Origin of the sequence: Rhodococcus sp. A14 (genome assembly GCF_011603105.1) — a bacterium.
Lineage (GTDB): Bacteria > Actinomycetota > Actinomycetes > Mycobacteriales > Mycobacteriaceae > Rhodococcus_F > Rhodococcus_F opacus.
Map to the genome: position 1 here is coordinate 58,367 of NZ_JAAOQS010000031.1, position 21,393 is coordinate 79,759.

A 21,393-nucleotide genomic window follows, 5' to 3' on the forward strand; every position below is an offset into this window, starting at 1 on the left:
GGAACGACATGACTGCCACCCTGCCCGACAACCACGTCCCCGAAGCGCTGCGCGATGTGAAGATCATCGACTGCGACGCGCACCTAACCGAGCCCGCCGATCTGTGGACCTCCCGGGTGCCGGCGTCGATGCAGGGCCGCGTGCCGGTCCAGAAGACCATCGACGGCATCACCGCCTGGTACCTACACGACGAGGTGTGGGCAAGCACGGGCGGAAACACGATCTCGACCGGACGCGAGAAGGTTCTCGGCGCTCATGTCGTGCAACCATTTTCGAACATCGATATTTCGTCGTGGGACACCAAGGAACGCCTCGCGTTGATGGATGACCAGGGCATCCACGCGCAGATCCTGTACCCGAACGGTATCGGCTTCGCATCTAACCACGTCTTCGCAATCGAGGATGAGGTCGAGCGCACAACCGTCCTGCAGGTCTACAACGACTTCCTCATGCAGACACAGATCGAATCCAACGGTCGCCTGTTCCCACAGGCTCTACTGCCGATCTGGGACATGGACCTGACGATCAAGGAGATGACCCGCCTGATCGACCAGGGCATGCGCGGCTTCACTCTGTCCGACAAGCCCGAGCTCATCGGCCTGCCCGAGCTGCCCGAGTCCTACTTCGATCCGATGTGGGAGCTGTTCAACCAGACCGGGGCGGTGCCCAACTTCCACATCGGCGCCGGTGCTCGCCGCGAAGACCTGGAAGCCATGCGCGGCAACATCGGACAGAAGGCATCCGGCACCGCCGGCCCCGACGTCACCGGTGTCGCCAAGCCGGCATGGCGGTCGTTCGGCAAGCAGCGGCAGCTCGCCGTGGGTGCAACGCAGATGTTCATGTCGAACGTGCGCATCATCGTCAACCTGTGCATGTCCGATCTGTTCGACCGCTACCCGAACCTCAAGGTCGTCTCGGCCGAGTCGGGTATCGGCTGGATCCCCTTCATCCTCGAGGCGATGGAATTCCAGTTCGATGAGATGGTCACTCACGACCACGAGCTGGCGGCGGCGAAGCGCCGGCCCACCGAGTACTTTCGGGACCACCTGTTCGCGATGTTCTGGTTCGAGGAGATCGGCGCGGCAAAGCTGCTCGAGGACATCGGCATCAACAACGTCCTGGTCGAGACGGATATCCCGCACCCGACCTGCCTGTTCCCCGGGCCGCGCGAGCACTTCGCGCGAGTCATGAGCGGGCTTCCGGAGCACACGATCAAGCGGGTGCTGCAGGACAACGCCGCCGAGCTCTACAAAATCGACATCAGCTGACGAAGAGGCCGCGTGCCCCGGTCGGGGCACGCAGCCCGGATGCCCCGCTCAGTAATCTCATCGAAGGAAACCCATGAGTACACCCGAATTCGGCTCGGACAAGAGGTTCGCCGGCAAGGTCGCGATCGTCACCGGCGCATCGCGGGGAATCGGCCTGTCGGTCGCTCAGCGGTTGGCCGCCGACGGCGCCGCCGTCGTCATGAACGCCCGCAAGCCAGACATTCTTGCCGAGGCAGTCGAGGAGATACAGAATGCGGGTGGACGTGCGGTCGGTGTCCCCGGGAGCATCAACTCGGAGACCCTGCCCGGTGCATTGGTCGACGCGGCCCACTCCGAGTTCGGTTGTCTCGATGTGATCGTCAACAACGCGGCCACGTCCGCGTCGTACGGGCCTCTGATGGACGTGACGAAGGATGCGTTCCACAAGACCATGCTCGCCAACACATGGCCGGCGCTGAACCTCGTCCAGTTGGCTGTGGCAGCCGGCATGCAGAACGGTGCGGTCGTCAACGTGCTCACCACCGGCGCCGAACGGGTGCATCCGGTCACCGGCCCCTACACCGCAAGCAAGGCGGCACTGGCGAGTCTGACCACCACCCTCGCGCGAGAGCTGGGGCCGAAAGGCATTCGCGTGAACGCTGTTTCGCCCGGGCTGGTGCGTACCGAACTCGCCCGTGCACTGTGGGACGGCGAGCGCGGACCTCAGGAGGAGCGGCTCGTCCCGCTCGGCCGGCTGGGCCAGCCCACCGACATCTCGTCGGCCATCTGCTTCCTGCTGTCGGACGAGTCGGAATGGATCACCGGATCTACCATCCGCATCGACGGTGGACGCATCCACGTCGGCGGCGAGCCCGCTGACCTGATCGGGGTCTACTGATGGGATCGCAGGATTTTCCTGGTCTCGAGGACGCCATCAACGAGGCACTCTCCAAAGACGAGCCCGGCTCGGCCGTCTCGTCGGTCGAGGTGCTCGAAGGCGGGCACTCGGGTATCACGCTCGCGGCGAAGAAGGCCGACACCGATGGTGTCGCCGGGGTGGTCATCAAGGTCGCTCCTCCCGGCCGGCCGCCGAGAGGACGCCACGACGTTCTTCGGCAGGCCCATATCCTCGACGCGCTGGTGGACGTCGACGGGCTCGTCGTCCCCCGGGTTCTCACCCGCGGATCGGGGGAGTGGACGTTCTATGTGATGGAACGTTGCGCCGGCGAAGCCGCCGAGCCCGTCCTGGATTCCTCGACACGGGTTTTCGACCACGGCGTCGTCCGTGCCCGCGCAGAGGCCGCCGCCCGGATGCTCGGCGTACTGCATCGCCAGCCGATCACCGCGGTCGCCGGAGCGGACTCCGAAACACCCAATATCGAGGCCGAACTCACCCGGTGGGCGAAGGTTGCGGCCGCGGCCTACGAAGACGATGCACCCGGTATCTCGGCGCTACCCGACGCGCTGCGAGCGACGATGCCCTCCACCGTCGAAGCCCCGGTCCTCGTCCACGGCGACTACCGACTGGGCAACGTCCTCTTCGACGGGGTAACCCCCACCGGCATCATCGATTGGGAGATCTGGACCGCGACGACTCCCGGCGTCGACATCGGCTGGTTCCTGGCCTTCTGCGACCCGAACCTGTTCCCCGGAGTCGGTGCACCGGTGGACGGCATGCCAACGGCGGATGAGCTTCTCGCGACGTATTACTCCGCCGGTGCGTTCCGCATCGCGGATATCGACTGGTTCCATGCGTTCGGCCGGTTCAAGCTGGCCGCGGTGATGGCCCACAATCTGCGTCGTCACCGCGAAGGACGCCATGTCGACCCGTTCCAGGAGCAGTTGCCCTCGACCATCGCGGCGCTGATCAACTCGGCTCGGACCATTTTGGACGGTGGCAGGTGAGATCCGGGCTGCCGCTCGGGCCCGGTTCCATCGGAATCGGGCTGACCTCGAGTGCGGGACCGGCGGAGGATGCGGTACGTCGGTTGCGGCGTGAGGCCTACGCCGCAGCGGACTGCGGCTTCGACGGTGTGACGCTGAGCGAGCATCATGGCGGCTTTCCTGGATACTTCCCGAACCCGATTCTGTTGTGCGGCCTGCTTCTGGCCGACATGCGCCACGGCTGGGCGGCGGCGTCACCGAGCATCCTGCCGCTGCGCAACCCCTATAGTGTCGCCGAGGATCTCGCCTGGATCGGCGCTGCATACCCGGGCCGGGTCGCCGCAGGGTTCGTCCCCGGTTATCAGGAGCGGGACTTCGACGCGGTGGGTGCCGATTTCGAGACGCGGTCGGCCACCTTCTGGTCGCATCTGAGCACCCTGACCGGTGTCCTGCGCCCAACGGACGTGCCGCACCCAGTGCTCTCCGCCGACGCCGCGATCGCCGACGCCCGAGTTCGAGACCTGACCGTACTGGTAGGTGTGGCCGGTCCGCTCGGCGCCCGTCGGGCAGCGAACGCCGATGTCGGTCTGTTGTTGATGTCACTCGACAGCGCGGCAGCCACCGCAGCCCTGATCGGGCACTACGAGGAGGCGGGCGGCAACCGGAGCTGTGTCCTGATCAGGCGCGTGTGGGTCGGGGACTCGGCAACCGCGGATCGCCGCCACGACCTGTGGTCACAGGCATCGTCAGGACGCGAGAAGTGGCTGACCACATCGCCGAACAGCGTCATCAGCGGCGAACCCGGCGCGGTTGCCACCACCCTCGTCGACGACCTGCGGACATCTGGTGCCTCGGCGCTCAACATCCGAGTCAACGTCGACAAGGCGAACCCCGCCGACGTGTTACGCCAGATCGAACTGATCGGAGCGGAAGTCCTTCCCCGCGTCCGATCGTCGATGGGCTGGCAGGTGCCGGAACCATCCACTGCACTCACGAGAGGAATTCAATCATGACTACGAACAACGCGTCAGGTCCGCGTGGAGGTGTGCTCTCCGGCATCAAAGTGGTGGAACTGGCCCACGTGATCGCGGGCCCGCTGGCCGGCACCCTGCTCGCCGATCTCGGCGCGGACGTCGTCCATGTCGAAGCGCCGGGCACCGGGGACACCGCACGCTTTCAAGGTCCGGACAAGGACGGAGTCCGGTTGTGGTGGAAGGTATCCGGACGCAACAAGCGATCGGTGACCCTGGATCTACGTCAGCCCGAGGGCAGGGAGCTCGCCCGGGAGCTGATCGCGTGGGCCGATGTGCTCATCACCAACATGCGGTACTCGACCCTCGAGAAGTGGGGCTTCGACTGGAACACCCTGCACGCACAGCATCCCAAGCTCGTGATGCTGCAGATCTCCGGCAACGGCGCCACCAGCTCCGCCCGCAACGACCCGGGATTCGGCAAGGTCGGCGAGGCCCGCAGCGGTGTCGTGCACCTGACGGGCTTCCCGGACGGACCGCCCGTTCACACCGGCTTCTCCCACGGCGACAGTGTGACCGCACTCATGGGTGCCTTCGGTATCGCCTCGGCACTGGTGCGACGAAATGAGCCGGACTTCACCGGCGAATGGATCGACATCGCGTTGTTCGAGCCGCTCTTCCGCCTCATCGAATGGCAAGTCATCATTGCCGATCAGCTCGGCACCGTGCCCAGCCGGGCAGGCAACCAGCTGGCGGTCGCCCCGGCGGCGGTGGTGAACACGTTCCTCACCGCCGACGAGGTGTGGATCACAGTAACTTCGGGAACCCCACGGTCGGTGCAGAAGATCGCGGAGATGCTCGGGGAGCCGGCTGAGGACTACCGCACCGTGCAGCAGCAGACCGCCCGCAAGGAGCGGCTCGACACCCTCCTGCACAAGTGGATGAGCGCCCGCACCGCCGACGTCGCCATCAAGGAAATGGCCGATGGGGAGGTGGTGGGTTCGCGGGTCTATTCCGCGGCCGACATCCTCGAGGATCCGATCTACGCCGAGCGCGAGGACATCATCTCGATCGAGGATCGCGACCTCGGGTCCGTCAAGATGCAGGGCGTGATACCGCGCATGCACCAACATCCAGGCTCGGTGTGGCGGACCGGGGCTCACCTGGGGGAGGACAACGATCTCGTCCTCGGTGACTGGCTCGGCAGGAACGCTGCCGAACTGGTCGCCCTCGCTAAGAAGGGTGTGATCTGATGTCTGCACATCGTGGCCGCCATAATTACCGAACCATCAAGAGCATCCTCGAGACACCGATCATGGACGATCACAAGTGGGGGAAGCTGCCCAACATTCCCGCCGACATGATCTTCCTCGACCTCGAGGACTCCGTGGCGCCGAATCTGAAGGAGCAGGCGCGCGAGCGCGTCGTCCGCTCGCTCGCGGAGAAGGCGTTCGACGGTGAGAAGCTGCTGCTGCCGCGCGTCAACCACCTCAGCACCCGGTGGGGCAGGGAGGACGTCGAGGCGCTCGCGGCCGCCAAGCCGGATGTGGTGGCGTATCCCAAGATCCGGTCTGCCGCATGCGTCGACGAGGTACTCGAGGCGTTCCGTGCACACGGTGCCGATCCTGATATCTTCGCGATCATCGAGACCGCGGAGTCGGTGCTGAATGTCCGTGAGATCGCGTCACATCCGAGCGTGATCGGCTTGATGTCCGGACCTGCGGACATCAGCCTGGATGCGGGTATCGAACTGTACGAACCCGGTGGTGCACTCAATCGGATCTTCCTGGTGACCAAGGCGCTCACCGTGCTCGCCGGTGCCGCCTACGGTTTGGCTGTCACGGACATCGCCTACGCCGAGAACATCCGGGACCTCACCGAGATCCGCCGCCGCGTCGAGGATTCGCGGCGTATGGGCTTCACCACCATGACGACCTTCTACCCGCCACACGTCGACATCATCAACGATGTCTTCAGTCCCGGGCACGAGGAGATCGCAGCCGCACAAGCGATCGTCGAGACCTACGAGACGGCACTGTCGGAAGGAAAGGCTGCGGCCCTGACCGAAGCGGGCACCCCAGTGCTTGTGCACGAGTATGAGAAGGCGCTCGCACTCCTCGCACGGTGAGTAGAGCCGAGGACCGATTCGACCGAAACATAGTGGAAACGAGGTAAGTATGGACGCCGTCGACACAGCCCTGATGATTCTCCGGGTGACTCTCGGCGTTGTGATAGCCGCACATGGCTACGCGAAATTCTTCCGCGGTGGGCGGATTCCGGGGACAGCAGGGTGGTTCGAGAGCATCGGAATGAAGCCGGGACGATTCCATGCTCTTCTCGCAGCGTCGACCGAGGTGGCAGCGGGAATTCTGTTGGTGCTGGGAATGCTGACACCGCTCGCCGCGGCGCTGGTGATCGCCCTGATGCTCGTGGCTGCGTGGACAGTACACCGCGGCAACGGTTTCTTCATTGCCGGAAACGGCTGGGAATACAACCTCGTGTTGGGGCTGTCAGCCTTCGTCCTCGCGGTGGCCGGGCCAGGGACCGTCAGCATCGACCATGTGCTCTTCGGTGAGCACCCGCCGATCGGAGTCCTCGGTGGAACGGTCGCAGCCGTGGTGGGACTGGCCGGAGGCATTGGCACTCTCGCGCTCTTCTTTCGACCGGCCACCGTAGTGCTATCGCCGGGCCCAGAGCGGGCCGCCGGTAGCAAACAACCCTGAAATCGGTCATCACACAGCATTCATGGAGCAGGACAATGAACGAGAAGGTCGCTGAACTGAGGGAACGGGACCTGGCCGTGGTGCTTGCGGTGCTCACGGGACAGGCGGTATCGGGACGCCGGATACGTGAGGCTTCGCCTGTGACCAATTCCGCAACATTTGACGAGGAGTACCGCATGGTCGACGAAGAATCCCGCACCACCATCATCGACGGGTTGATCTTTCCCGAGGGACTGCGGTGGCGGGGCGACGAGTTGTGGTTCTGTGACATCGAGGAGCACGAGGTGATCACCGCCGACGCCGCCGGCACGGTACGTGGCCGGCTGGCGTTTCCGGGGGAGTACCCGATCGGTCTTGCATGGACGCCCGACGGCGCGCTCGTCGTCGGTGGGCGGTTCGAGCGGCTCCTCACCTCCCGCAATGGTGAAATACATGTGCTCCGTGACATCGAGGTCGACGGCGTCGTCGATTCGTGGTCGAACGACACGGTCGTCGACGTCGCCGGCCGGATCTACGTCTCCAGCTTCGGCAAGGCCTACGACCTCAGCGACCACGGATCGAACGAGCAGAAGCTCGAGGGCGCCGGCCGGATCCTGCTCGTGGACCTCGACGGAAACATCCGCAAGGTGGCCGGCGGTCTGTCGATGCCCAACACGATGCAGATCACCCCGGACGGCGGCACCCTGATCTGCTGCGACAGCTTCGCGCACCGGGTGGTCAAGTACGCAATCCAGCGGGATGGCTCCTTGGGGCCGGGGCAACTCTTCGCCCAGTTCGACGAGATGACCGACGGCTCGACACTGGACCGCGCCGGTGGGCTCTGGGTCGCGTTCCCGCACGTCAAGCAAGCTCGTCGGGTACTCGACGGCGGTGTGGTGACGGACGTGATCGAGTTTGAGGACGAGGTGTTCGACGTCGCGCTCGGTGGCCCCGCTGGCATCTCGCTCTTTGCCGCCACCTCGAACCTGGCCGCCACGACGCCCCCGGCGGACGGGTCCGAACGAGCACGACCGGGACGGATCATCCGCATCGAGGTCGACGTCCCGGCCGCGTGACAATGCGTGCCGGATAGGTGAGGTCGGAGATGGGAGTAGATGTGTCAGAGGTCGACGTCAATGAGATGCTGGGCAGGGCATCCGGAAAACTGCTAATCGGTGGGGATTGGGTGGCGCCCCGGGCCGGTGGACTGTTCGAGACCGTCGACCCCGGGACGGGGCTGCCCGTCGGCATGATCGCGGCCGGTGACGAGACGGAGATCGACACCGCCGTCGCAGCGGCCCGCGACGCCTTCGAGGCCGGGCATTGGCGCAGTCTGCCCGGATCGGAACGGGCAAAGGTGCTCTGGCGCATCGCCGACCTGATCGAACGGCACCACAACGAGTTGACGCTCTTGGAGTGTGTGGATCAGGGCCAGCCGCCCGCCTACCTGGGCGCTATGGTGACCGGTTCGGCGAACTGCTTCCGGTACTACGCGGGGCTCGCCGACCACATCTACGGGGTGGCAACCGATGTCGTCGCTGGCGGCGAGCCTATTCACGCCTACACACGCCAGGAACCCATCGGGGTCGTCGGGATGATCGTTCCCTGGAACGCGCCGCTGCTGATGGCGGCCTGGAAGGTTGCCCCGATGCTGGCGGCCGGGTGCGCGGGTGTGCTCAAACCGGCCGAGGAGACCTCCCTCACCGCTCTGCGACTCGGTCAACTGGTGATCGAGGCGGGCGTGCCCGCGGGAGTGGTGAACATCGTCACCGGTCGCGGCGACATCGCCGGTGCCGCGTTGGCTGCCCACCCCGACGTCGACAAGATCGCATTCACCGGGTCCACTGACGTCGGGAAGCAGCTGGTTCACGCTGCCGAGGGAAATCTGAAGCGGCTCACTTTGGAGCTGGGCGGAAAATCACCGTTCATTGTTCTCGACGACGCCGACCTGGACACCGCGATTCCGGCGGCGGCAGCAGCGATCTTCAGCAACTCGGGACAGGTGTGTTCGGCCGGGTCCCGGCTGCTGGTGGACAAACGCGTGGCCGACCGTGTCGTGGAAGGTGTGACTGCTATCGCTCGTCGCACCCGGCCCGGCTACTACACCGACCCGGGGGCGGACATCGGTCCGCTGATCTCGGGCAAACAGCTTGACCGTGTGATCGGTTATGTCGACGCGGCTCGTGCGGCGGGCGCGGAGGTGACGGTGGGTGGTGGACGGACCGGCGACAGGGGATTCTTCATCGAACCCACTGTGCTGACGGCGATCTCACCCGACGCGACGCCCGCACGCGAGGAAATCTTCGGTCCGGTGGTGTCGATTCTGCCGTTCAGTGACGTCGACGAGGTTGTCGCACTGGCCAACGATACGGACTACGGCCTGTCCTCGAGCATCTGGACCGGCGACGCCGCCAGAGGACACGCCGTCGCCCGGCGCCTGCGGGCAGGCCGGGTCGGCATCAACGTGCACAGCGCGGGCGACTACCACCTACCGACCGGGGGATTCAAACAGTCGGGTTGGGGTCGCGAACACGGGCCGAACGGCCTCGATCCCTATCTGGAAGAGAAGTCGGTGTTCACCAAGATCCGCTGAAGAAGGAGCCAACCATGAGCACAACGCGAGCTGCGGTCGTTCGCGGTGTCAAAGAGCCCTGGGAGATCGTCGATCTCGATCTCGACGAGCCGAACGAACGTGAAGTCCTGATCCGGCTCGCCTACTCGGGACTCTGCCAGTCGGATCGGCATTTCCAGGTGGGCGACTTCCCCGCCCGATTTCCGCTCGTCGGGGGCCACGAGGGAGCCGGGGTTGTCGAGAAGGTGGGGCCCGGCGTCACCCGGGTAGCGGTGGGCGATCATGTCGTGTGCTCCTTCCTGCCGGTGTGCGGGACATGCCACTGGTGCTCGACCGGCCACCAGGCGCTGTGCGACCTGGGCCTGAACGCCGGGACCGGGCAGATGCTCGACGGGACCTTCCGGTTCCACCACGGATCCGAGGATTTCGGCGGGGTCTGCGCGCTCGGCACATTCTCCGAGCAGGCCGTCATTTCCGAGTACTCCTGCGTCAAGGTGGATTCTTCTCTCCCGCTCGACGTGGCTGCGCTGCTCGGGTGCGGTGTACCGACGGGTTGGGGTGCCGCCGTCTACGCCGCCGGCGTCCGAGCCGGCGACGTCGTGGTGATCTACGGGTCAGGCGGTGTCGGCAGCAACGCGGTACAAGGTGCAGCCCGTTCAGGGGCATCGATCGTGGCCGTGGTGGATCCGGTTCCGTTCAAGCGTGAGATGGCCGAGACGTTCGGAGCCACTCACACATTCGCCACGCACGAGGACGCGTACGAGTTCATCAAGGAGGCGACCTGGGGACGGCTCGCGAACCACGCGATCATCACCGTCACCGACCACACGGTGGAAATCACGAACCAGGCGACATCGATCGTCGGCAAGGTCGGCTCGGTCATCGTCGTGGCTACCGGCAGGCACGGGGAGAACCAGATCGAGATGAATACGCAGTCCCTCAAGGGTTTCCAGCAACGAATCCAAGGGGTGCTGTTCGGTAACTGCAACCCACTGTCCGACATTCCGCGGCTCGCCGACCAGTACAAACGTGGTGAATTGCGTCTGGACGAGCTCATCACCCGCCGGTACCGCCTGGGCGAGATCAATCAGGCCTTCGAGGACCTCGCCGAAGGCAAGAACATTCGCGGAGTGATCGAACACTCTTGAAGTGTTCCGCCCGAGCGCCGCAGCCAAATTGGTGCTCGGTTCGTCGGGTTGCCCGGTGTGCTCTGCTGTGGCGGGTCGAGTCGACGATGTGACAGCCGAAGACAACTTCTACACAGCATTCGATTGACTACTCGAATTATGCGAACTATTGTCCTATTGTCGGTGTGGCGCGATTCACACGATTCCCACAGTGAGTCCCGTGTCACTCTCTCCCGGATAGCCCAGAAGATGAGGTCGGTCGTCAGATGTTGATAAACCGTGAAGCCGCAGTCGGGGATCAGGATTACAACCCGGATGTGCTGAGGCAACTGGTCGACGCCGAGGAGATCCGGCGCCTGAAGTACGCCTACTGCCGCGCCGCCGACGCAATGGACGCCGAGGGAATGCTCGCAGTGTTCACAGCCGACTGCATCGTGGATCTGTCCGGCGGTCTGGGCGACACCGTTACCGGAATCGACGCCGCGCGGGAGTTCTACTCCGGGGCACTGAGCAAGTTCACGGTGAGTAGCCACCATCTGTCGAACATGGACATCGTGTTCGAATCGGCGGATACCGCTCGGATGGAGTCGTATCTGTACTCGTGGCAACGCTACAAGGAGTATCCCGAGCGTGCGGACCGGCACCGCTGGGCACGATATCGAGATCTCTTCCGGCGCACCGCCGGTGGATGGAAGCAGTCGAAGCTGGTGTGCTATGTCGCCGGCGAGATCACACCGGAAGAACTCGAGCGGGAGGATGAAACGATCCCGCTGCCGCCGTGGCGGTGATCGAACCGTATCCCCTTCCTGAATGACCGCAGTGCATCGAGACTCGCGGATCCCTATTTCCGATCAGACGAAAGCGGAGACGATGGCCGAAGAAACTGGCAGCAACACCTTGACGCGTCCGGGCATCGAGTCCTGGTCGAACCTCTCGCTTCTCATCGGTGGGGAGATGACCGAGGGCCGCGGTGAAACCCTCGACGTCGTCGATCCGGCCACCGAACGGGTGGTCGCGACAATCGCGGGGGCCGATGCAGCACAAGCAGACCTCGCAGTGACCTCGGCGCGGGAGGCGTTCGAGGCCGGTCCCTGGAGCTCGGCGACGCCCGCAGAGCGCAGCGCCCTGATCAACCGCATCGCTGACGGCATCGAGAAGCGCCGCGACGAGTTCGTGAACACGATCGTCACCGAACTGGGTGCGCCGATCAGCACCGCCGGCGCCTTGCAGGTCGACTGGCCGATCAAGCACCTGCGCGAATACGCGCAGGCCGCGCTCGAGGATCGGAGCCAGGATCTGGGGCTTCACACCGACCCGGCCCCGTCGCGGAGCGTCGTCGAGTATCGACCGGTCGGCGTCGTCGCCGCGATCGCCGCGTACAACTACCCGCTGCTACTGCTCGTGCACAAGCTCGGCGCGGCACTGGCTGCCGGGTGCACAGTGGTCGCGATCCCGTCGCCGCGCACCCCACTGTCCACGCTGCTGTTGGGCGAGGTCCTGCGTGAGGCGGACGTTCCCGCCGGGGTGGTGAACGTCGTCGTCGGTGAAGTGGACATCGCGCGTGCGGTGACGGAAAACTCCGGAGTCGACAAGATCGCGTTCACCGGTTCGGTCGCGGTCGGCGAGAAGGTGATGCGCCAGGCTGCGAAAGGTGTTCGTGGCGTCGTCCTCGAGCTCGGTGGCAAGTCACCGGCTATTCTGCTCCCCGGAACGAATCTCGCCGCTGTAGTTCCCGGCCTGCATCAGCGGTACTGCCGAAACGGTGGCCAGGCGTGCGCGGCGCCGACGCGGATCCTGGTGCACGAGTCACAGTGGGACGAATTTCTCGAACTCAGCCACAAGGCATACGAATCCATCCAGGTGGGCGATCCATGGGACCCGGCGACCAACGTCGGCCCGATGATCACCGAGGCGCATCGAGACTCGGTGGAACAGTTCATCCGGGAGGCGGTGGACGGAGGAGCGGTGGTCGCTGCCGGCGGTGGACGGCCGGCCTCCGGCCCCGGCTGGTTCGTCAATCCCGCGCTCGTGATCAACGTGAAGAACACAGACCCTATCTGCCAGGAAGAAATCTTCGGACCGGTCGCAACGGCCATGCCGTACAGCACCGTCGACGAAGCGGTGACGATCGCCAATGAGACCCGATACGGCCTGCACGCGTACCTATTCGGGCCGGATACCGATGCCGCACGCGAGATCGCGCCGCGACTGCGAGCGGGCACAGTATCGGTCAACGGCGGCGGAGGCCTTCGCGCCGACGCACCGATGGGCGGATTCGGTGCCAGCGGAGTGGGCCGGGAAATCGGATCCTGGGGAATCCACGAGTACCTCGAGCCGCAGCACATTCAGTGGTCCTGCGACTAATACTGCTTCTCCGCGTCCTCCTCGGTGAGGATCGAAAGGAAGATTGTGGCTAATCGAATCGACCAAGAGACACCCGTTTCGGAGGAACTCGCGAAGGCGCATCGGCGGGCCGCGTGGGTCGTCATCCTCTGTCTCCTCATCGGCGCATGGGACGGCTACGACATGGTCATCCACGGCGCCGTCACACCGGCTCTCCTTGATTACGAACCGTGGGCGCTTTCTGCAACGGAAGTCGGCACCATGGCGAGCCTCGCTCTGGCCGGCATGCTGGTCGGTGCCCTCGGTAGCGGCGTGCTGTCGGATATGTTCGGCCGGAAAAGGCTCCTCATCGGATCGGTGATCTGGTTCTCGGCGTCGATGGCACTCTGCGCTACGGCACCGAGTCCGGAGGTGTTCATGCTCCTCCGGTTCCTCGGAGGCCTCGCGCTCGGCGGCGTTCTCCCTGCGGCGATCGCACTGGTGGCCGAGTTCGCTCCTCGCCACCGCCGCCAATTCTTCAACGGCGTGATGAACATCGGGTACTCCTTCGGAGGCATCGCGGCGAGCCTGCTGGCGGTCTGGTTGCTTGCCGACCACGGGTTCAGGCTGATGTTCTGGATCGGATTCCTCCCGGTGTTCGTTCTCGTTCCGGTGCTGATGAAGTGGTTGCCGGAATCGGCGGACTATCTGATCCTTCGGGGTCGCTTCGAGGAGGCTCGTGCGACCTGTATCAAGTACGGGATGCCGTGGCCGCCTGACGAAGTAGGTAAAGCTGTGGGTGAGGGCAAGCCCGTGAATCCATTGCGTGCCCTCTGCAAGCGCGAGTACATCGTCGTCATCGTCCCGTTGGTTGCCACCTTCTTTGTCGGTTTGATGCTGACGTACGGACTCAACTCCTGGTTGCCGCAGATCATGAGGCAAGCGGGGTACCCGCTGACTTCGGCGCTGGTATCGCTGATGGTTCTGAGCATGGGGGCGATTGTCGGCATCATGACGCTCTCGGTTCTCTCCGATCGATTCGGGCCTCGTCCGGTGGTCTGTTGGGCATTTGGCGTTGCCGTTCTGTCCTTGTACATCTTGAGCTTCAGCCCGCCGACGCCGGTCTTCTTCGCTGCGTTGTTCCTCGCCGGAATCGGCGCGAACGGGACCACCGTGGTCTTGTACGGATATACCGCTGCGCTGTTCCCGAGTGCTACCCGCGGGACTGTGCTCGGTCTCGGCATGGGCATCGGCCGCGTCGGCGCGATCCTCGGACCGCAGGTCGGTGGCTTCGTGCTCGCCATGGGTGCGCCGGTGGAATGGAACTTCTACGCGTTCATGATTCCCGCGGCGCTCGGCCCGCTGATCATCCTGTTCGTCCCACGCGTGGCTCCTTCGAAGGCCCGCAGCAAGGCGAACCCCGGCACATCCGCACCGCCCTCCGCGGCTGCGGTCGCAGGACGTGCCGAGGAGGAAGCCGCGCGATAGCGGACAAACCCCTGGGTGCGACAACGCACGACATACCGATACGAAATACACGCTGAACTATTAGTACGGAAGGCAGGATTCAATGAGGCTCGAGGATCGCATCGCACTGGTCACCGCCGGAGGGTCCGGTATGGGTCGCGCGGCCTGTGTGCGCTTCGCCGCAGAGGGCGCGCACGTCCTCGTCACCGACCTCGACGCGGACGCCGCCAAGGAGACCGTGTCGCAGATCGAGGCGGCTGGCGGCTCGGCTGAAGCGCATCAGCTCGATGTTGCCGATAAGGCGGCGGTCACCAGCCTGATCGAGCAGGTTCGCGCGACCCACGGTGTGCTCCACGTCCTCTACAACCACGCCGGCATTCCCGGCGCCTCTGGTCTCGACATCTCGGAGGACCAGTTCGACCTGGCAGTCGATGTCAACATCAAGGGCGCGTTCTTCCTCACTGCCGCGTGCGAAGATCTGCTCCAGGCTGCCGACGGCAAGGGCTCTGTCATCTTCACGGCCTCGGTCTCGGGCATCGTCGGTTCGCCGCTGAGCCCGCTCTACTCGATGACCAAGGGCGGCATCGTGCTGCTCATGAAGTCACTGGCGTTGAAGTTCGGCCCGCTCGGCATCCGCGTCAACGCGATCTGCCCCGGCCCGATCGCGACTCCGATGCTCCCGCAGTTCTTCGGGCGCGACACGGGCGCCGACGTGTCCGACGTCGTCGACAGCTTCACTGTCAACGTTCCGCTCGGCCGACAGGGTCAGCCCGAGGAGATCGCGGCCGCCGCGGCATTCCTCGCGAGCGACGACGCGAGTTTCGTCAACGGAGTTCCGCTGCCCGTGGACGGCGGATACCTGGCGCGCTAGCAGCGAGGGGCTCGGTCGCCGGGTGACGACGCGGCGACCGAGCCTGGTAGTCCTCCCACATCGACTCCGCGCGGGTCCGAAAGGTTGGGATGAAGAGCACATACAGCGTCGGACGAGTAGAAGGGGCATTCAACGATGGGTTTGCTTGACGGAAAAGTGGCTGTGATCAGTGGTGCCGCACGCGGTCAGGGTCGCTCGCACGCGGTTCGATTGGCGGAAGAGGGCGCGGACATCATCGCGTTGGATATTTGCGCTGACATCGACACAGTCCCATACGGATTGGGAACCCGTGAAGATCTCGATGAGACTGTCGTGTTGGTCAAGAAGCTGGGTCGTCGCATCATCGCGAGTCAAACCGACGTCCGAGACTTCGATGCAGTGACCAAGGTCGTCGACGACGGTGCCGCAGAACTCGGCGGACTCGATATCGTGGTCGCAAACGCCGGCATTACGTCCTACTACCGTTCGGAGGAGCTGACTCCCCATCACTGGCAAACTGTTATCGACGTCAACTTGACGGGCGTGTGGAACGTTGCCCGCGCAGCCGTTCCGCACTTGATCGACCGCGGTGCCGGGGCAATGGTGCTGGTGTCCTCCTCATCAGCACACGTCGGCCTACAAAACCTGAACCACTATTCAGCAGCCAAGGCCGGGGTGGTCGGACTGATGCAATCGATGGCCGTGGAACTCGGTCCGCACATGATCCGAGTTAATACCGTCCATCCCACAACGGTAAAGACGGGAATGGCATTAAATCAGGCGACTTTCGATCTCTTCCTTCCGGGAACTGGTCTCTCTGTCGGCTCTGCGCAGGACGAAGAAAAGGCGGCTGACGCATTCAAGGGCCTCAACGCGATGCCCATACCGTGGATTGATCCCGTCGACATCAGCAACGCTATTGTTTACCTCACCTCCGACCTCGGTCGGTATGTGACGGGTACCCAGTTGCGGGTGGACGCGGGTTCAGCCGCCAAGTAGCTAGTTTCGATCGATCTATCCGGGATGTTCTGGGGCACTGGGTGAAACGGCAATTCATTCGGTGTGAATGCGTATTCACTCGACTGTCGACATCTGCTTGCCTGGATATGCGTGGACATGCCAGGCAGCACTCTCGCGATATGAATGGAGTAGGGAAGATGAAAGATATCAGGCTGAATGGCAGAATGACCTTCGAGCCCAAGCACTTCGAAGAGGTAGCGAAGATCTGTCATATCAATGCAGAGGATGCGCGCCAGCATCCCGGGCTGCTCGAGTACTCTTTCTGGGCAAATGCAGCGAAAGACACGATCTATATTCATGAGCACTATGCCGACAATGACGCACTGATCAATCATCTCAACAACATGAACTCCGGAGCCGTAACCCGCCTGCTCGAATTGGTAACCCTAGGCACGATGGAGTGTGCCGCAGAGGATTGTCCCGAGACGCGTGCGGCCCTGGAGGCCTTCGGGAGCCCGGTGAACTACTACACCCCGCTGGCGCGCCGCTAATTCCGCCATCTGCTCCGAAAGGTGCCCGCGTCACCCAGTAGGCAGAGTGAATGCCGACTGGGGGGACCTGTTTTTCGTCGGAGCGATGGCAGTGGAGATGAATGCCGGCGGCCATGATTCCACGAGCGGTCCGTCCCTCTATTTCTCTGGTGCACCGTAGTAGTCACAGCTACAGCATGACTCGTCGAGATTTTGGTTCTCAGGCGCGAATCATGAGGAGGGCGGCCTTGCGCACCATGAAGATGATCTATTCGAGGGGCATGTCGCCTCGGGGCGATACCACCGCCACAGGCTGACGATGAGCGCGAGAACGAGACGCGCGACGATGCGCGGGTCGCCCTCGGCGAAGGCACCCACACCCATGCCTCGTGCGATGAGAAGAGACCCTCCTCTTCGATCGAACTCACCAAGACGAAGCTTGACGTTCGGCTTCCTCCCTTTCCGATGGACGTGGCGTAGCGGGCGGACCATGTGGTTCTGCAGGATGAGCCGCTGGAGCGCGTCACGAGGGGGCGCCGTCAGTGCGCCCGGGGCATCGAGTCCGGTGAGGTCGAGTACGCCGGAGCGGGCTACTTCCTGTCGATGAATCCGAGGAGCAGCCGGAACGTGGCGGGGTAGGCGGCGACGGTGGCAGGGCTGCGCCGCGGGTGCGCTCTTCTCAGTCCATGATCCGACCTTGTTCGAAGAGCGCTCTGTGATCGTTGACACATGCTAGACGAACTCCTAGTATCAGCTAAGTGAGTTGAATTCACTTCAGCCAACTGTCCGATCGCAACCGAGTGCATCATCCTCATGCTGCTAAGGAGTACCAATGCGAGTGCGCGCTGCTGTATTGCGCGAAGTTCCAGGCGAATGGCAGGTGCTCGAAGTCGAGCTGGATCCACCGCGCGAACATGAGGTGCTCGTGCGTATCGTGGCGACCGGCCTGTGTCACTCCGACGACCATTTCCGCACCGGCGATATCACAGTCGGACACCTGCCCTTCTGTGGCGGCCATGAAGCCGCGGGTGTCGTTGAAGAAGTTGGACCTGGCGTCCGTGGGCTCGCGCCGGGCGATCAGATTGTGACCTCCTTCGTGCCGGGCTGCGGTAGGTGCCGCTGGTGCGCCGGCGGTCAGCAGAACCTCTGCGACAACGGTGCCCTCATGCTCGCGGGCCACCAATTGGATGGGACCTACCGCATGCATCTCGATGGTGAGGACGTCGCTCAGGCTGGATTGGTGTCGGGCTTCGCCGAGTACAGCGTGATGCCTGAATGGAGTTGCATCAAGATCGGCCCCGACACACCTCTCGAAGTTGCCGCACTACTGGGTTGCGCGGTCCCGACTGGTTGGGGTTCAGCCGTCAATGCGGCGAAGGTGACGCCGGGTGATGTTGTGCTTATCCTCGGCACCGGCGGAATCGGAATGAGCGCGGTCCAGGGCGCCGTACATGCGGGTGCTTCGAGGGTCGTGACGGTGGATCCTGTTACTGCCAAGCATGAAATTGCGAAGAAATTCGGTGCTACGGACACCTTTTCGGATGTGTCAGAGGCGACAGAGCTCGTGCGATCGCTGACCAATGGACAAGGGGCCGACTCCTCAATCATCTGCGTTGGAGTACTGAAGTCGGAAGATGTAGGCGCCGCGTTCTCTGCGGTGAGGAAGGCTGGCACTGTCGTAGTCACGGCAGCTGGACGTGAAACGCTAGCGCACATCCCGGCAGGATTGCTGGAGTTGACGATGTACCAGAAGAGGATTCAGGGATCCATTTACGGGATGATGTCACCGTCGAAGGACGTGCCAAAGCTTCTTGCCCTCTGGCAAAGCGGGGCTCTCCAGCTCGAGGAAATGATCACGACTACCTACTCGCTCGACCAGATCAATGAGGGGTATGCCGACATGCATGCCGGCGTGAACATTCGTGGCCTCCTCACCTTCTGATACAGGCCTGAGGAGGGACCGCCGGCTTATCCCTTGGGGCTCGCCTGTCAATCTCCGGAACCGCATCGATCAAGGAAGGTATTCATGGGTCTATTCGACGACAAGGTCGTGTTCATCACCGGAGCCGCACGAGGACAGGGTCGTTCGCATGCACTACGTTTCGCACGTGAAGGCGCAGATGTCATAGCCGTCGACATCGCACGTGACGCGATCGAATCGGTGGAGTATGAACTAGCTACCGAATCGGAACTCGATGCGGTCATAACGGAGATTGAAAGTCTGGGCCGCCGAGCCGTTCGGGGAATGGCAGACGTACGCAGCCTCGCCGCAATGCGAGCAGTGGTCGACGAGGGACTTTCGCGTTTCGGCAAGATCGATATCGTGGTCGCCAACGCTGGGATCGGCACGTATTCCCGGGTCTGGGAAATGAGTGATCAGGTCTGGCGGGATACCATCGACACGAACTTGACCGGCGTGTGGAACGCGACTCGGGCAGCGCTACCGTCCATGGTTGAGCGCGGCGAGGGCGGAGCTGTCGTGCTCACGAGTTCAACGGCCGGGTTGGCCGGTTATCAGAACACGGCACATTACACTGCGGCCAAACATGGCGTGATTGGACTGACCAAGGTCCTGGCGCAGGAACTCGGAGTGCACAAGATTCGGGCAAATGCGGTGTGTCCGACTGCAGTCAACACAAAACTCATCGTCAACGACGTCACCTTCTCGTTATTTGCTCCCGGTGTGGAAAAGCCCGGCGTGGAGGACGTTCGAGAGGCGTTTGCCGCACTCAACGTTCTCCCGGATCTGCCGTGGATCGAACCGGAAGATGTTACCGAAGCCGTCATTTGGCTGGCCTCGGATGCGGCGCGCTATGTCACAGGCGTTGCCATGCCAGTCGACGGTGGGAACCTGGTCAAGACATGGTGAGCGGGTCGGAGTAACCCAGGCTGCGCCCCGCCGGACTGCTGGACCGGGTGGGAGTGATGGAAACAGGGGCTCATCACCCGCTGGAGTGTGCTGGATCGGCCCGGACAGTTTTGAAAGCGTTGTTCAAGAAACTGTGGTTGCTCGAACTGACGTATCGCCGGACCCGGTATTGACGACACAACAAGAGAGGCGAGAAGCAATCATGTTCAGGCGTGACTACGCAGAGTTCTATATCAACGGTCATTGGCGCACAGCCGAGACGACCGACTTCTTCGATGTCATCTCACCGCGCAGTGGCGAAAAGATCGGCAGCGTCCCAGCTGCTTCCAAGGCTGACGTGGACGCGGCCGTCAGCGCGGCTCGTGATGCGTTCGATAAGTCGAGCTGGCCTCGTCTGACACCCGTTGAGCGGGCCGGTCACCTTCGCCGACTCGCCGACGGGCTTCATCAGCACTCCGAGGAGCTCGCCGAACTGATTGCCGAGGAGCAAGGCGGCACATTGTTCCTCGCTCAGGTCTATCAGGCGGTGTCCGGGACAATGAGCTTCAATTACAACGCCGAGATGGCCGAGACTCTGCAGCTGGAGGAGGTCCGAATCAGCGACCTCTCACACTTGGCTGGCGGCTCGGATGGCGGAAGCATCATTCCGATGGCAGGGAAGAGTCTGGTGGTGAAGGAGCCGGTGGGTGTCGTTGCGACGATTCCGGCCTTCAACTTCGCGTTGCCCGCTATTGGGCAGAAGGCAGGTCCGGCGTTGGTGGCGGGGTGCACAGTCGTGCTCAAGGTCCCGGAAGCGAATCCGCTGGCTTCGTTCGCTGTCGGCGAGATCATGAAGGAGGTGGGGTTCCCTGACGGTGTTTTGAATATCATTTCCGCGCGCGCCGATTCGTCGGACTATCTGGTGTGCCATCCCGATGTGGACATGGTGAGCTTCACCGGTTCCTCTGAGGTGGGACGGAAGATCGGCCAATCGTGCGGCGACCTCGTTCGGCCAGTTGTACTCGAGTTGGGCGGCAAGTCTGCCGCTATCGTCCTCGATGATGCCGACATGGACACGGCTATCAGTGCGCTGGTCGGCGCATCGGTGGCGAGCAATTCCGGGCAGAGTTGCGTTGCGCAGTCTCGAATATTGGTGTCTGAGTCCAGGTACGATGAATTCGCCCACGCTCTCGCCTTGGCGTTCAAGGGGCTCAAGGTAGGTGACCCGTTCGAGAGTGACACCGTGGTCGGTCCGCTGATTACCGAGCGGCATCGTGACCGCGTACAAGCCCATATCGATCAAGCTGTAGCAGAGGGTGCGACTGTGCGGGCGGGAGGTGGACGTCCCGCGCACCTGAAGAAGGGCTGGTATATCGAGCCGACGTTGCTTACGGATGTGACCAACGATATGGCGATTGCGCAGGAAGAAATATTCGGACCGGTGGTGGTTCTCATTGCCTACACCGACGAGCGTGATGCTGTGAGGATCGCTAACGAGAGCCGCTATGGTCTTTCTGGATCCGTGTTCACGACCGATTTGGCGCATGGATTCGAGATTGCACGTCAGATCAGGACCGGAACGTTCTCGGTGAACACGTTTGCGGCAGATCTGGGGTCACCGTTTGGTGGGTACAAACAATCTGGAATCGGCAGGGAGCACGGTACAGCGGGCGTACAGGAATTCCTTGTGACCAAGACGATCTCAGTCGATCCTGGAGTCGATCTGCCGGCACTTGTCCCTGGAGTTCCCTTCGGCACAGGTCCAGGGATTCAGAATTCCTAAAATTGTTTCGGTAATTGAGTGAGTGCCGATCATAGGGGAAGCCCGGTGTGGTCGAGGAAGCTGTGGCACAGGTCGTAGTTCGAGCCGATCCGGGTCAGGCCGGTCTCGGTCGCGATGCGGACCTCGTCGA

19 protein-coding genes are annotated in these 21,393 nt (G+C 63.2%); all 19 read left to right on the forward strand.

From position 1 onward, the window contains the following. Positions 1–8 precede the first annotated feature (8 nt). Positions 9–1,268, forward strand: a complete 1,260-nt coding sequence (locus G9373_RS18340; protein WP_133985533.1) for an amidohydrolase family protein — start codon at positions 9–11, stop codon at positions 1,266–1,268. Between the two features lie 73 nt (positions 1,269–1,341). Continuing rightward, positions 1,342–2,145, forward strand: coding sequence for an SDR family oxidoreductase (locus G9373_RS18345; RefSeq protein ID WP_120660253.1), 804 nt, complete (start codon positions 1,342–1,344; stop codon positions 2,143–2,145). Beyond that, on the forward strand, positions 2,145–3,152 hold the full coding sequence (locus tag G9373_RS18350; RefSeq protein ID WP_120660254.1) for a phosphotransferase family protein: 1,008 nt from the start codon (positions 2,145–2,147) through the stop codon (positions 3,150–3,152). The genes G9373_RS18345 and G9373_RS18350 overlap by 1 nt, the downstream gene beginning before the upstream one ends. Then, positions 3,149–4,144, forward strand: a complete 996-nt coding sequence (locus tag G9373_RS18355) for an LLM class flavin-dependent oxidoreductase (RefSeq protein WP_167116091.1) — start codon at positions 3,149–3,151, stop codon at positions 4,142–4,144. Before G9373_RS18350 ends, G9373_RS18355 begins: the two co-directional genes overlap by 4 nt. Then, positions 4,141–5,355, forward strand: a complete 1,215-nt coding sequence (locus tag G9373_RS18360) for a CoA transferase (protein ID WP_120660256.1) — start codon at positions 4,141–4,143, stop codon at positions 5,353–5,355. Before G9373_RS18355 ends, G9373_RS18360 begins: the two co-directional genes overlap by 4 nt. Further along, a complete protein-coding gene (locus tag G9373_RS18365) occupies positions 5,355–6,230 on the forward strand; it encodes a CoA ester lyase (protein WP_133985525.1) in 876 nt (291 codons plus the stop codon). The genes G9373_RS18360 and G9373_RS18365 overlap by 1 nt, the downstream gene beginning before the upstream one ends. A 49-nt stretch (positions 6,231–6,279) precedes the next feature. Further along, positions 6,280–6,825, forward strand: coding sequence for a DoxX family protein (locus G9373_RS18370; protein WP_240960604.1), 546 nt, complete (start codon positions 6,280–6,282; stop codon positions 6,823–6,825). A 35-nt stretch (positions 6,826–6,860) separates the two neighbouring features. Next, positions 6,861–7,880, forward strand: a complete 1,020-nt coding sequence (locus G9373_RS18375; protein WP_167116094.1) for an SMP-30/gluconolactonase/LRE family protein — start codon at positions 6,861–6,863, stop codon at positions 7,878–7,880. Between the two features lie 41 nt (positions 7,881–7,921). After that, positions 7,922–9,397, forward strand: coding sequence for an aldehyde dehydrogenase family protein (locus tag G9373_RS18380; protein ID WP_346842834.1), 1,476 nt, complete (start codon positions 7,922–7,924; stop codon positions 9,395–9,397). Between the two features lie 14 nt (positions 9,398–9,411). Next, on the forward strand, positions 9,412–10,524 hold the full coding sequence (locus tag G9373_RS18385; RefSeq protein WP_167116096.1) for an NDMA-dependent alcohol dehydrogenase: 1,113 nt from the start codon (positions 9,412–9,414) through the stop codon (positions 10,522–10,524). Positions 10,525–10,769: 245 nt separating this feature from the next. After that, a complete protein-coding gene (locus G9373_RS18390; RefSeq protein WP_120660261.1) occupies positions 10,770–11,291 on the forward strand; it encodes a nuclear transport factor 2 family protein in 522 nt (173 codons plus the stop codon). Between the two features lie 82 nt (positions 11,292–11,373). Next, positions 11,374–12,867: an aldehyde dehydrogenase family protein gene (locus tag G9373_RS18395; protein ID WP_120660262.1), complete on the forward strand. Its 1,494-nt coding sequence runs from the start codon at positions 11,374–11,376 to the stop codon at positions 12,865–12,867. Positions 12,868–12,912: 45 nt separating this feature from the next. After that, positions 12,913–14,313 (forward strand): aromatic acid/H+ symport family MFS transporter, encoded by a 1,401-nt coding sequence (locus G9373_RS18400; RefSeq protein WP_167116100.1) that lies wholly within the window; start codon positions 12,913–12,915, stop codon positions 14,311–14,313. Between the two features lie 82 nt (positions 14,314–14,395). Next, positions 14,396–15,163: a glucose 1-dehydrogenase gene (locus tag G9373_RS18405; protein WP_120660264.1), complete on the forward strand. Its 768-nt coding sequence runs from the start codon at positions 14,396–14,398 to the stop codon at positions 15,161–15,163. A gap of 135 nt (positions 15,164–15,298) precedes the next feature. Further along, positions 15,299–16,141 (forward strand): mycofactocin-coupled SDR family oxidoreductase, encoded by an 843-nt coding sequence (locus G9373_RS18410; protein ID WP_133985515.1) that lies wholly within the window; start codon positions 15,299–15,301, stop codon positions 16,139–16,141. 158 nt (positions 16,142–16,299) lie between these two features. Beyond that, positions 16,300–16,653 carry an antibiotic biosynthesis monooxygenase gene (locus tag G9373_RS18415; protein WP_167116103.1) on the forward strand — a complete coding sequence of 118 codons (354 nt, stop codon included), beginning with the start codon at positions 16,300–16,302 and terminating at the stop codon, positions 16,651–16,653. Positions 16,654–17,464: 811 nt separating this feature from the next. After that, complete coding sequence (locus G9373_RS18420; RefSeq protein WP_120660268.1) at positions 17,465–18,574, forward strand: NDMA-dependent alcohol dehydrogenase; 1,110 nt, start codon at positions 17,465–17,467, stop codon at positions 18,572–18,574. Between the two features lie 84 nt (positions 18,575–18,658). Next, positions 18,659–19,501 (forward strand): mycofactocin-coupled SDR family oxidoreductase, encoded by an 843-nt coding sequence (locus G9373_RS18425; RefSeq protein WP_167116106.1) that lies wholly within the window; start codon positions 18,659–18,661, stop codon positions 19,499–19,501. Between the two features lie 202 nt (positions 19,502–19,703). Continuing rightward, positions 19,704–21,263: an aldehyde dehydrogenase gene (locus G9373_RS18430; RefSeq protein ID WP_167116109.1), complete on the forward strand. Its 1,560-nt coding sequence runs from the start codon at positions 19,704–19,706 to the stop codon at positions 21,261–21,263. The last annotated feature ends 130 nt before the right edge of the window (positions 21,264–21,393 follow it).

Bases quoted from the DNA above. Each gene is read 5' to 3' on its own strand.
- G9373_RS18395 (WP_120660262.1), top strand. From the start codon at position 11,374: ATGGCCGAAGAAACTGGCAGCAACACCTTGACGCGTCCGGGCATCGAG.
- G9373_RS18420 (WP_120660268.1), top strand. From the start codon at position 17,465: ATGCGAGTGCGCGCTGCTGTATTGCGCGAAGTTCCAGGCGAATGGCAG.
- G9373_RS18405 (WP_120660264.1), top strand. From the start codon at position 14,396: ATGAGGCTCGAGGATCGCATCGCACTGGTCACCGCCGGAGGGTCCGGT.
- G9373_RS18390 (WP_120660261.1), top strand. From the start codon at position 10,770: ATGTTGATAAACCGTGAAGCCGCAGTCGGGGATCAGGATTACAACCCG.
- G9373_RS18375 (WP_167116094.1), top strand. From the start codon at position 6,861: ATGAACGAGAAGGTCGCTGAACTGAGGGAACGGGACCTGGCCGTGGTG.
- G9373_RS18340 (WP_133985533.1), top strand. From the start codon at position 9: ATGACTGCCACCCTGCCCGACAACCACGTCCCCGAAGCGCTGCGCGAT.
- G9373_RS18365 (WP_133985525.1), top strand. From the start codon at position 5,355: ATGTCTGCACATCGTGGCCGCCATAATTACCGAACCATCAAGAGCATC.
- G9373_RS18410 (WP_133985515.1), top strand. From the start codon at position 15,299: ATGGGTTTGCTTGACGGAAAAGTGGCTGTGATCAGTGGTGCCGCACGC.
- G9373_RS18415 (WP_167116103.1), top strand. From the start codon at position 16,300: ATGAAAGATATCAGGCTGAATGGCAGAATGACCTTCGAGCCCAAGCAC.
- G9373_RS18370 (WP_240960604.1), top strand. From the start codon at position 6,280: ATGGACGCCGTCGACACAGCCCTGATGATTCTCCGGGTGACTCTCGGC.
- G9373_RS18360 (WP_120660256.1), top strand. From the start codon at position 4,141: ATGACTACGAACAACGCGTCAGGTCCGCGTGGAGGTGTGCTCTCCGGC.
- G9373_RS18425 (WP_167116106.1), top strand. From the start codon at position 18,659: ATGGGTCTATTCGACGACAAGGTCGTGTTCATCACCGGAGCCGCACGA.
- G9373_RS18350 (WP_120660254.1), top strand. From the start codon at position 2,145: ATGGGATCGCAGGATTTTCCTGGTCTCGAGGACGCCATCAACGAGGCA.
- G9373_RS18385 (WP_167116096.1), top strand. From the start codon at position 9,412: ATGAGCACAACGCGAGCTGCGGTCGTTCGCGGTGTCAAAGAGCCCTGG.
- G9373_RS18345 (WP_120660253.1), top strand. From the start codon at position 1,342: ATGAGTACACCCGAATTCGGCTCGGACAAGAGGTTCGCCGGCAAGGTC.
- G9373_RS18430 (WP_167116109.1), top strand. From the start codon at position 19,704: ATGTTCAGGCGTGACTACGCAGAGTTCTATATCAACGGTCATTGGCGC.